Consider the following 12,733-nt stretch of genomic DNA (forward strand, 5'->3'; position numbering starts at 1 on the left):
CCTTTGCACCTTTGTAACTTTGCACATCAGAACCTAAAAAAATGACTTTTAAAGAAAAAATATATACACATTATAATCAAATGGTTCAAGACCGAATGGATGTTTTTAGAGACATGATTTCTAACTTGACCGAAGATTCTAAAAACGATGCCAAAGGTTCTGCAGGTGACAAACACGAAACGGCTTTGTCAATGATGCATATCGAGCAGGAAAAATTAACCAATAAGCTCAAAGAAGCAATCGAGCATAAAGGGATTTTGGATAAAATTGATCCATTTAAAGTAACAGAAAATATAGTTTTGGGAAGTTTGGTAAAAGCCAACGGAATTTATTTATATGTGAGTGTTGCGCTTCCTAAAATTGCTATTGACGGAATCAATGTTATCGCACTTTCACCTCAGTCTCCACTTGGAGCGCATTTAATGGGAAATAAAGCTGGGTTTAAATTTGAGATTAACAAAACGCATTACACGATTGAAAGTGTTGAATAGTCTGCGTCCATTTTTATTATTTTAGCAGGAAATAAATTAAAAATGAAAAATATCTTTTTTTTGATAGTATGTTTTATATATGCTGGTTTAAATGCCCAAACAATTAATTTAGAAGCTAAAGCTATAGAATTGGGAGTAGACAGAATAAGTAAAATTGGCAGTACCAAAATTTATAGACTAAATAAAAATGAGTTATACGGGTTTGCTGATGAGAATTTTTCAATTATAATTCCTTGTGAAAATGATTATAATGAGTTTGTAGGGAATCATTATTTAAGAATAAGAAATTCAAATGGTAAGTATTCACTTTTTGATATGTCTCTAAAAAAGTATGTTCAAAAGGATAAACATTATATTTCAATAATTTATACCATTACAACAGGAAATACAGCCAAAAGCTATTTTTCAAGTTCTAACTTAGTAGAAGATGATACCATAATATATGATCTCGAAGGAAAAACTATAGCAAATATAAAAGATTATAGCATTTCAATGCATGGAGGAAACGAATACGGTATTATTATGTTAGAAAATGGAAATGGATCTAACTTTAAAATGCTTAATGAGTTTGGAAAAGAAATTGCTTCATTTGATTATATATATTGTCCATACAAAGATCGCGACTATTTTTATGTTAGAAAAGACAGCAATATTTATACAAATCCCAGTCGCAAATATGGTATTATAAATCATGAAGGAAAAGAACTTTTAAAGCTTAATCATGATAAAATTACTTTTCAGGAAGAGTCTATAATTATTACATTAAAAGATAAAATCACTGTTTTGGATCGCAATTTAAAACTCAAATTTAATTTAGAAAATGCAATTAATGCAGATGGAGTTAGAGGAAATACTTTTCTGGCTCAATATCCCAATAATAAATGGAAAGTGATCGATGCAGATGGGAGAACGCTCTTTAAAGTTGAGGCAAAAAAAGTGGAATCCTATCCGAATAATTTGTTTAAGGTCGAGAACCAAAATACCAGCTACTTCGTTAACATGGAAGGAAAAACTGTTTCAGCTGAGTAAACAATAATTTTTGAATAGCTTTTATTGTTCTCTTTCGTAATCTTTCAACGAATCTGAAAAATCTGTAATTTTAATTCAAAGATCTGTTTGAAACCTTGTATTTTACGCTTTTATTAAGCCCATAATTAAAATTTTCAAGTTCAAGGCTTTTTTTTATATTAAAATTTTACATTTTATATGTAAAAATGAACTTATGGTTTTAAATTATAACTGAAATCGTCTTTTGTGTTTTTCAATTATAACCATTACCGCATCTTTGCCTTATCAAAATAAAAATTATAATAAAAATATAGAATTATGTGTGGAATCGTATGTGCCTTTGATCTAAAACAAAAAGCCGAAACCTTAAGACCTCAAGTATTAGAAATGTCTAAAATCATTCGCCACCGCGGACCAGACTGGAGCGGAATTTACAGTAATGAAAAAGCAATTCTTTCTCACGAGCGTTTGGCAATTGTAGATCCAGCGTCAGGAAAACAACCTTTATTTACAGAAGATAAAAAATTGGTTCTGGCTGCAAACGGTGAAATTTATAACCACAGAGAATTGCGTAAACAATTTGAAGGAAAATATAACTTTCAGACCGAAAGTGACTGCGAAGTAATTTTGGCATTATATAAAGAAAAAGGACCTCATTTTGTTGATGAAATGAACGGAATCTTCGGATTTGCAATTTATGATGTAGAGAAAGACGAGTATTTTATTGCTCGTGACCATATGGGAATTATTCCATTATATATTGGATGGGATCAGCACGGAACTTTTTACGTAGCGTCTGAATTAAAAGCTTTGGAAGGATATTGTACAAAGATTCAATTGTTTCCTCCGGGACATTATATGACAAGTAAAGATGGTGAATTTGTGCAATGGTACAAAAGAGACTGGACAGAATTTGATGCTGTAAAAGACAACGAAACCAGTATTTCGGAAATCAAAAAAGCACTTGAAGCTGCAGTTCACAGACAGTTAATGAGTGATGTTCCTTATGGAGTTTTACTTTCTGGAGGTTTAGATTCGTCTATTACTTCTGCAGTGGCCAAAAAATTTGCTCAAAAACGTATTGAGTCAGACGATACTACAGATGCCTGGTATCCGCAATTGCACTCTTTTTCAGTAGGACTTGACGGTTCTCCTGATTTGGCAGCGGCTCAGGTTGTTGCGAAACATATCGGAACAATTCACCACGAAATTAAATTTACAATCCAAGAAGGTTTAGATGCTGTTCGCGATGTAATTTATAACCTTGAAACATACGATGTAACTACAGTAAGAGCTTCGACTCCAATGTGGTTAATGGCTAGAGTTATCAAATCAATGGGAATCAAAATGGTTCTTTCAGGAGAAGGCGCAGATGAGTTATTTGGAGGATATTTATATTTCCATAAAGCACCAAACGCAAGAGAATTTCACGAAGAAAACGTTCGTAAATTAGGTAAACTTCATATGTACGACTGTTTACGTGCAAACAAAAGTTTGGCAGCTTGGGGAATTGAAGGCCGTGTCCCTTTTTTAGATAAAGAATTTATGGATGTTGCAATGCGCATCAACCCACAAGATAAAATGATCAACAAAGAACATCCAATGGAAAAATGGGTGGTTCGTAAAGCTTTTGAAGATATGCTTCCGGAAAGTGTTGCCTGGAGACAGAAAGAACAATTTTCTGATGGAGTAGGATACAGCTGGATTGATACTTTGAAAGAAGTGGTAGGAAGAGAAGTTTCTGACGAACAATTGGCAAACGCTAAATATAAATTCCCGCTTCAAACCCCAACTTCAAAAGAAGAATATTATTATCGTTCTATTTTTGCAGAACATTTCCCTAGTGATGCAGCAGCTTTATGCGTGCCTCAGGAAGCAAGTGTTGCCTGCAGTACAAAAATCGCTTTGGAGTGGGATGAAGCTTTTAAAAACATGAATGATCCTTCTGGAAGAGCCGTTGCGAGTGTTCATGACGACGCTTACGCTAAAGCATAACAGTGAATTATTAGAATTAGTATATATTTATTTTTAGAAAAACGTTCTCTCTTGAGAACGTTTTTTGTGTCTTAAATTGTTAAATTCTATTATTTCAATTACTTAAAAAGTTTTTTTGGTAATTAATTAACTTACATTTTTTATATTTGGCATTCCCCAAAATAAAAAAGCTGCATTTCTTTTTAAATGTTACTTACGAAAGATAAAATAAAACTTCATGTTTTCTTTTGTATGCAATAATAGTGTCTTTAAGGCGCTCATAAAGTTATGCCGGGTATCGCAAAAATTAAAATAAATAAAAAGAATAATAGTATGTCTGGAATATTAGCCGTTATCGGTAAAGGAAAAGACCCGCAACTTGTAAATGAGCTTTCTAAGAGAATGTCACATCGTGGTCCTGATGAACGTGATTTGCATATTATGGAGAATGGCAGTATAATCTGCCATGAAAGTCTGTCGATTATCGATCTGGAAACTGGTAAACAGCCAATACAGGGGACTGCGAAGGCTTGGATGATTCATGATGGAGAAATTTACAATTATAAAGAATTAAAAGAAACGATTTTAAAAGGACATACTTTTAGAACAAAATCAGATTCTGAAGTTATTGTGCATTTGTACGAAGAATTTGGATATGATTTTTGTAATTTGCTGGACGGGGATTTTGCTTTTGTAGTTATAGATGGTGATAATTATATTGCCGGACGTGATCCAATTGGGATTAAACCTTTGTATTACGGATTGGATGAAAGGGGAAGAATTTATTTTTCTTCTGAAATGAAATCTATTGCAGACCAGTGTAAATCATTTTCTACTTTTCCTCCAGGGCATTATTATACAGCAAAAACTGGTTTTGTAAAATATTATCAGCCCGAATATGAAGATCATCAAAATGCAAAACAATCTCTTGATTTAGATGTAATTCGCGAAACTTTGATCGATGCTACGCGCAAACGTTTGTTAGGAAACGTGCCTGTAGGAGTTTTGCTTTCGGGCGGTTTAGATTCATCTTTGACTTCTGCGATTGCATCAAGATTAATGGCTGAAAATGGCAAAAAACTACAATCTTTTTCAATCGGATTAGATGCTGATTGTCCAGATAATGCTGCAGCAAGAAAAGCGGCTGCGTTTTTAGGAACAGAACATCACGAAATTCATTTTTCTGTAGAAGAGGGAGTTCAGATTTTAGAAAAAGTTATTTATCATATAGAGACTTACGATATTATTTCGGTAAGAGCTGGAGTTCCGATGTATTTATTAGCGAAAGCGATAAGCGATAAAGGAGTTAAAATTATTCTTTCCGGAGAAGGTGCCGATGAGGTTTTCGGAGGGCATTTGTATTTTAGAAATGCGCCTTCAACAGAAGAATTTCAGGACGAAACTATAGAAAGAGTTCAGAAATTGTTTACTGCCGATTTACTTCGCGCAGATAAAACAACAATGGCACATGGATTAGAGGCTAGAATTCCGTTTTTAGACAAGGATTTCTTAGATGCTACCATTCGTATTAAGCCAGAAGAAAAACAGCCAAAAACTTATGACGGTATTGAAAAATACATTTTAAGAAAAGCATTTGATACACCCGAAAATCCTTATCTGCCAGAAGAAATTTTATGGAGACAGAAAGAACAGTTTTCAGATGGTGTGGGATACAATTGGGTAGATGAATTAATCGAATATTGTGCCTCACAAGTTACAGATGAGCAATTAGCGGGAGCGAGTGCAGAATTTCCGTATAATTCACCAACGACAAAAGAAGCTTATTTATACCGATCAATTTTTCATAAATACTATCCTCAGGTCAGTGCTGCGCAAACAGTTCGAAAATGGATTCCTAAATGGCAGGAAAACCTGGATCCGAGCGGAAGAGCAAATGCGGCACACGTAAGGGCAGATGTAGAGATTTCAAAAGCTGGAATAACGGTTTAAATGCGAGATAATAAATTCCAAATTCCAATTTGGGAACAGTAAAGGAAAATCCAAAACGAACATTTAAAATGTTTGTTTTGGATTTTTTTATGCGTTTTAATTTTTTTGATTTTTGAATTTTATTTTTTTCGAAGCCATGGGATTAGAACTTTTTAAAGAATTAATTTTTAGGATATTTTCATTTTTAAAATTTGGATTTTATCCCAATTCTTCAGTATTGGAATTTAAAACTAACTTTTGGATTTATTTTCTAGTTTTTCAGACCATTGTGTTAATAACTTAAGTGCTTTAAGTGGTATTTTACTGGATATATAGCCCGCGTTTTTATATATTTGCGTGTTAGACAATAATTACATTTTTTAGAATAAATTATATGAGCGAAGAAATCAAGAAGAACAATTATTCAGCAGATAGTATTCAGGCATTAGAAGGAATGGAGCACGTTAGAATGCGTCCATCGATGTACATTGGAGATGTGGGAGTTAGAGGACTTCATCATCTTGTTTATGAGGTTGTTGATAACTCTATTGATGAGGCGATGGGAGGACATTGTGATACGATTGGTGTTGCAATAAACGAAGATGGTTCTGTAACGGTTGAAGACAACGGTCGTGGTATTCCAGTTGATTTACATAAAAAAGAAGGTGTTTCTGCACTTGAGGTAGTAATGACTAAAATTGGTGCCGGAGGTAAATTTGATAAAGATTCTTATAAAGTTTCCGGAGGTTTGCACGGTGTTGGGGTTTCTGTTGTAAATGCACTTTCTATTCATATGAAATCTACGGTTTTTAGAGACGGTAAGATCTATGAGCAGGAATACGAAAGAGGAAAATCATTATATCCGGTAAAACAAATCGGAGAAACAGATAAAAGAGGTACGCGTCAGACTTTTTATCCAGACGATACTATTTTTACTCAGACAACAGAATTTTCTTACGACACTTTGTCTGCTCGTATGCGTGAGCTTTCTTTCTTGAATAAAGGAATCACAATTACTTTTACAGACAAAAGAGAAGTTGATGAAAAAGGAGAATTCAGAAGTGAAGTTTTTCATTCTACAGAAGGATTAAAAGAATATATCCGTTACTTAGACGGTAATCGTGAGCCAATTGTTTCGCATGTAATCAGCATGGATCATGATAAAGGTGAAATTCCTGTAGAAGTTGCCTTAATCTATAATACAAGTTATACAGAGAATATTTTTTCTTATGTAAATAATATTAATACACACGAAGGTGGAACGCACTTGCAGGGTTTTAGAAGCGGTTTAACAAGAACGCTTAAAAAATATGCAGATGCTTCTGGTTTGTTAGATAAATTAAAGTTCGAAATTGCTGGAGATGATTTCCGTGAAGGATTAACAGCGATTATTTCTGTAAAAGTTGCAGAACCTCAATTTGAAGGTCAGACTAAAACTAAACTTGGAAATAGAGAAGTAGTTTCTCCTGTTTCTCAGGCTGTTGGTGAGATGTTGGAGAATTATTTGGAAGAAAATCCAAATGATGCAAGATTAATTATCCAAAAAGTAATTTTAGCAGCGCAGGCTCGTCATGCGGCAAAGAAAGCCCGTGAAATGGTACAGCGTAAAACCGTTATGGGCGGTGGCGGACTTCCGGGAAAATTATCAGATTGTTCTGAGCAGGATCCTGCAAGATGTGAAGTTTACCTTGTCGAGGGAGATTCGGCTGGTGGTACAGCAAAACAAGGTCGTGATCGTAACTTTCAGGCAATTTTACCATTACGTGGTAAGATTCTGAACGTTGAGAAAGCAATGCACCATAAAGTATTCGAAAACGAAGAGATTAGAAATATCTTTACTGCTTTGGGAGTTACAGTTGGTACAGCAGAAGACAGTAAAGCATTAAATATTGAAAAATTAAGATATCACAAGGTAATCATCATGTGTGATGCCGATGTCGATGGTAGTCACATTTCTACCTTAATATTAACGTTCTTTTTCCGCTTCATGAAAGAACTTATAGAAGAAGGTCACGTTTATATTGCAGCACCTCCTTTGTACATGGTTAAAAAAGGAAATAAAAAAGAATATGCATGGAATGATGTACAGAGAGACCAGGCAAACGAAAGAATGGGAGGAAGTGCTAACATTCAGCGTTATAAAGGTCTTGGAGAGATGAACGCGGAGCAATTGTGGGAAACAACAATGGATCCTAGTTTTAGAACTTTACGTCAGGTAACTATTGATAGTCTTGCAGAAGCAGATAGAGTTTTCTCTATGTTAATGGGAGATGAGGTACCACCTCGTAGAGAATTCATCGAGAAAAATGCAGTTTACGCAAATATTGACGCATAAATTGAAAATTTAATAAATCCAATTCGTTTAATTGTTTAAATTTACTAAAACAATTAAACGAATTGTCGTTTAAAGATATAACTTAATTAATAACCGATAAAGTATAAAATATGAAAGTTACCATTGTAGGAGCAGGAAATGTTGGAGCTACATGTGCAGATGTTATTTCTTATAGAGGAATTGCCAGCGAAGTAGTGTTGTTGGATATTAAAGAAGGTTTTGCCGAAGGTAAAGCGTTGGATATTATGCAATGTGCCACAAATACAGGTTTTAATACCAAGGTTTCCGGCGTAACCAACGATTATTCTAAAACAGCGGGAAGTGATGTAGTGGTTATTACATCAGGAATCCCGAGAAAACCAGGAATGACTCGTGAAGAATTAATAGGTATAAATGCAGGAATTGTAAAAACAGTTGCTGAAAATGTACTGAAACATTCTCCAGATACTATAATTGTTGTAGTCTCGAATCCAATGGATACGATGACTTATTTAGCTTTAAAAGCTACAGGTTTGCCAAAAAACAGAATTATTGGTATGGGAGGAGCTTTAGATAGTTCTCGTTTCAGAACATATCTTTCTTTGGCTTTAGATAAACCTGCAAATGATATATCAGCAATGGTTATTGGAGGTCATGGCGATACAACGATGATCCCGCTGACACGTTTGGCTTCTTATAACGGAATTCCGGTAACTGAATTTCTTTCAGAAGAAGCGTTGCAAAAAGTTGCTGCAGATACTATGGTAGGAGGAGCAACTCTTACAGGTCTTTTAGGGACTTCAGCATGGTATGCGCCGGGAGCTTCTGTTGCTTATCTGGTGGATAGTATTCTAAATGATCAAAAGAAAATGATTGCTTGCTCTGTATTCGTAGAAGGAGAATACGGCCAAAACGATATTTGTATTGGTGTGCCTTGTATCATTGGTAAAAACGGAGTAGAAGAAATTTTAGATATCAAACTAAACGATCAGGAAAAGGCTTTATTTGCAAAAAGTGCAGATGCAGTTAGAGGGATGAATGATGCCCTAAAATCGATTTTAGTATAATGATTTGGATAAAAAAAAGATAAGGCTGCACTTTTGCAGTCTTTTTTTTGAGATTAATTAATAAATAAATTGGTTAATCTTTTCGTAAATTATATATTTGCTCGGTTTAAGAAAAATGTTGTAATTCGTGATTCAGTTTTTTAGTTAAAAAAAATCAAGTCAGGGCTTATTTTATGGGACTTTAAAACAAAAACAAACAATAAAACATAATTAATTTTTAGTAATAATGCAGAATAAAGGACTTATTAAATTTTTTGCAATTCTATTTGCATTGGTAAGTATTTACCAACTTTCTTTCACTTTTGTGGCAAATAAGGTCAAAAGTGAGGCCAAAGCTCTTGCAGGAGATAATCCTGATAAAGAATTAAAATATTTAGATTCTATTGGTAAAGAAAAAGTATTGAATCTTGGCTTTACAGATTTTACTTATAATGAAGTAAAAAACAAGCAATTAAATAAAGGTCTTGACTTAGAAGGAGGAATCAACGTGATTCTTCAAATTTCTATTAAAGATGTATTAAAAGGATTAGCTAATAATTCTAAAAATCCTGTATTTAATAAATCATTAGATGATGCAACTGCAAATCTAGAAGGAAATAAAACATATTTGAATAAGTTTTTTGAAGCTTTTGAAGCAAACTCAAAAGGAAATGTAAAATTAGCTTCACCAGATATCTTTGCAAACAGAAGTTTACAAGGAGAAGGCGGTGTTGATAATAAAATGACTGACTCTGAAGTTCAAAAAGTAATCAAAAGAAAAGTTGATGAGTCTGTAGAAAGTGCTTATAAAGTACTAAGAGAACGTATCGACAAATTTGGTGTTACGCAACCTAATATTCAAAAATTAGGAGAGACAGGAAGAATCTTAGTAGAACTTCCAGGTGCTAAAGATGTAGATAGAATTAAAAAATTATTGGGTGGAAAAGCTCAATTAGAGTTCTGGGAAACTTATAAAATTGAAGAAATTGGTAATTTCTTAGTTTCTGCTAATGAAGCATTAAAAAAGACTGAAATCAAAAAGACAGAAACTAAAGCTGTTGCTAAAGATTCATTAAATGCATTATTGACAGATACTAAAGATTCTACTGAAGCTAAAAAAGGAAACAATCCATTATTTGATAAAATTATCAATAACGGTGCTGGTCCTATTTTAGGATATTTTGCACCAAAAGATACTGCTGCTATCAATTCATATTTCAAAAGACCAGAAATTAGAGTTTTATTGGCTGCTGACCAGCACAATGCAAAGTTTGTTTGGAGTAAGCCTACAACTTTAACAGATGCTAAAGGAAAACAAATTGAAGCAGTTGAATTATATGCTTTAAAAGGAAGCAGAGACAATGTACCTGCTATGAGCGGTGGAGTTGTAACTGATGCTAAAGATACTTTTGACCAAATGGGTAAACCAGCTGTTTCTATGCAAATGAACAGTCAGGGTGCTAAAGTTTGGGAAGAATTGACAGGTAGAGCTTTTGCTCAAAAAAGTTATATTGCTATTGTTTTAGATAATATTGTTTACTCTGCTCCAGGTGTAACCAGCGGTCCTATTGCTGGTGGAAGATCTGAAATTACAGGTTCTTTTGATGTTGCAGAAACTAAAGATTTAGCAAACGTATTAAACGCAGGTAAATTACCAGCTTCTGCAGATATCGTTCAATCAACTGTTGTAGGACCATCTTTAGGTCAGGCAGCTATTGATGCAGGAACAATTTCTTCTGTATTAGGTTTCTTATTAGTTTGCGGATGGATGGTGTTCTATTATGGTAAAGCAGGCTGGTACGCTAACTTGGCTTTATTATTAAACTTACTTTTCTTATTCGGAATTATGGCAAGTTTTGGTTTTGTACTTACATTGCCAGGTATTGCAGGTATCGTTTTAACATTAGGTACTGCGGTAGATGCCAACATTATTATATTTGAAAGAGCAAAAGAAGAATTGCGTGAAGGTAAATCATTATCTGAGGCAGTTGTTGCTTCTTACGGATGGCATGGTGCAATGCGTTCTATCATTGATGCTAACGTTACTCACGTTTTAACTGGTGCGATCTTATTCATTTTCGGAACTGGACCAATCAAAGGTTTTGCATTGACATTGCTTATCGGTATTGTAACATCATTGTTTACTTCTATCTTTATTGCAAGAATCTTTATCGACAGAAATATTGCAGGAAAAGCCGATTTAACTTTCTCTACAAATATTACTAAAAATTGGTTTACTAATTTCCACTTTGATTTTATCAAAATCAAAAAATTCACTTACATCTTCTCTTCAATTGTAGTTGTAGTAAGTTTAATTTCTATCTTCTTCGTTAACGGATTAGATGAAGGCGTTGATTTTGTAGGAGGTAGAACTTTCCAGGTTAAATTTGAAAAACCAGTTGATGCAACTGTAGTTTCAGATGAATTATCTGCTGCTTTTGGTACTCCGGTTGAGGCTAAAATTTTAGGTGATGATGATCAGTTAAAAATTACAACAAAATACAAAATCAAAGAAGATGGAGTAGCTGTTGATGAAGAAGTAAATCAGATATTGTATAAAGCATTAGCTAAATATTTCCCAAATACTACTTACGATAAGTTTACTAATACATTTGATGGTAAAAAAGTAGGTGTATTACAAGCTTCTAAAGTTGGAGCTTCTATCTCTGAAGATATTAAAACAAACTCTTACTGGGCAGTTCTTGGTGCAATGGCAGTTATTTTCTTATACTTAATGGTTTCTTTCCGTAAATGGCAGTATTCATTAGGAGCGATTGCAGCTGTAGCGCATGACGTAATCTTCGTATTAGGAATTTACTCTTTATGTTATAAAATCATGCCTTTCCACATGGAAATGGATCAGCACTTTATTGCTGCAATTCTTACTGTGATTGGATACTCTATGAATGATACAGTAATTGTATTTGACAGAATTAGAGAGTTCATCATCGGAAACCGTAAAGGAAGTTTTGAAGATATTGTAAATGCTTCTATTAATACTACTTTGTCAAGAACGTTAAATACGTCATTAATGATGATCATTGTACTGTTAACAATGTTTATCTTTGGTGGAGAATCTATTAGAGGATTCATCTTTGCAATGTTAATTGGTATTGTTGTAGGTACTTATTCATCTTTATTTATCGCAACTCCAGTATTGGTAGATTCGATTTCTTCTGATGATAAACACACTATCGAAGACAAACATAATAAGGCATAATTAAAACCTTAATTTATATAAAAAGAAGATCCAGTGAAAACTGGATCTTTTTTTTTATGCTTATATTTAACTTGTATAAAAAGACTATATGAGGAGATTTTTAGTGTTTATTTTCTTTTCTTTTTGGGTTCTTACAGCGTCTGCACAATTTGCAGGTAAGTTTAGTATTGGCTTTAATTATGGATTCGGAAGTGAATTTAAAAACAAGGATTATACATTTGAAAATAATTTTTGTAAACTTCAGATTTATTACACGCTGAAAGAAAATAAAAACATCAATTATCAAATCCTCGTGCAGCCAGAAATTAATTTTGCAAAACACAAATTGCTGAATTTATATTTTGTGAAACCTGAAACACCTAATTTTGAAGAAAAGAGGGCAATATATACACAATCGAAAAATATTAGGGAGTATGTGTTGAATATAGGTTTTTTGGTGCGTAAACCAATAAATGAGGAGTTATCAGTTTATGCTTTGGCAAGTATTGGTCCGATGATTACAGATACTGAAACAGAACGTATGTCGAAAGGATTTGCTTTTGCAGATGTTTTAGCGGTTGGTTTTTGTGTAAAAATTCGACGTACTCAGTTTGATATACGACCGAGCTTAAGGCATGTCTCAAATGCGGGCTTGGGAAGTTCTAATGCAGGCTATAATACTAAAAATTTAGAATTTGGAGTTTCTTATAATCTATAAAAAAAAACGCTCAGTATCGTTAAATACTAAGCGTTTGATATATTGTTGAGTTAA

General features: G+C 33.6%; 8 protein-coding genes. All 8 read left to right on the top strand.

Annotated elements, in window-relative coordinates; translation table 11 throughout:
- Positions 1–41 precede the first annotated feature (41 nt).
- The 8 genes from B0A68_RS04835 (at position 42) to B0A68_RS04870 (ending at position 12,679) form a co-directional block, all read left to right on the top strand.
- Positions 42–491, top strand: coding sequence for a hypothetical protein (locus B0A68_RS04835; RefSeq protein ID WP_035684322.1), 450 nt, complete (start codon positions 42–44; stop codon positions 489–491).
- A 42-nt stretch (positions 492–533) separates the two neighbouring features.
- A complete protein-coding gene (locus tag B0A68_RS04840) occupies positions 534–1,520 on the top strand; it encodes a hypothetical protein (RefSeq protein WP_035684320.1) in 987 nt (328 codons plus the stop codon).
- Positions 1,521–1,817: 297 nt separating this feature from the next.
- Positions 1,818–3,494: an asparagine synthase B gene (asnB, locus tag B0A68_RS04845; protein ID WP_035684319.1), complete on the top strand. Its 1,677-nt coding sequence runs from the start codon at positions 1,818–1,820 to the stop codon at positions 3,492–3,494.
- Positions 3,495–3,806: 312 nt separating this feature from the next.
- Positions 3,807–5,423, top strand: coding sequence for an asparagine synthase B (asnB, locus tag B0A68_RS04850; RefSeq protein ID WP_035688089.1), 1,617 nt, complete (start codon positions 3,807–3,809; stop codon positions 5,421–5,423).
- 373 nt (positions 5,424–5,796) lie between these two features.
- Entirely contained in the window at positions 5,797–7,737 is a 1,941-nt protein-coding gene (gyrB, locus tag B0A68_RS04855) for a DNA topoisomerase (ATP-hydrolyzing) subunit B (RefSeq protein WP_035684317.1), read from the top strand.
- A gap of 110 nt (positions 7,738–7,847) precedes the next feature.
- Positions 7,848–8,783, top strand: a complete 936-nt coding sequence (gene mdh / locus B0A68_RS04860) for a malate dehydrogenase (RefSeq protein ID WP_035684316.1) — start codon at positions 7,848–7,850, stop codon at positions 8,781–8,783.
- Between the two features lie 226 nt (positions 8,784–9,009).
- Positions 9,010–11,982 (top strand): protein translocase subunit SecDF, encoded by a 2,973-nt coding sequence (secDF, locus tag B0A68_RS04865; RefSeq protein ID WP_035684314.1) that lies wholly within the window; start codon positions 9,010–9,012, stop codon positions 11,980–11,982.
- Between the two features lie 88 nt (positions 11,983–12,070).
- Positions 12,071–12,679, top strand: coding sequence for an acyloxyacyl hydrolase (locus B0A68_RS04870; protein ID WP_035684313.1), 609 nt, complete (start codon positions 12,071–12,073; stop codon positions 12,677–12,679).
- The last annotated feature ends 54 nt before the right edge of the window (positions 12,680–12,733 follow it).

The organism is Flavobacterium reichenbachii (assembly GCF_002217435.1).
In the GTDB taxonomy this organism is placed as follows: domain Bacteria; phylum Bacteroidota; class Bacteroidia; order Flavobacteriales; family Flavobacteriaceae; genus Flavobacterium; species Flavobacterium reichenbachii.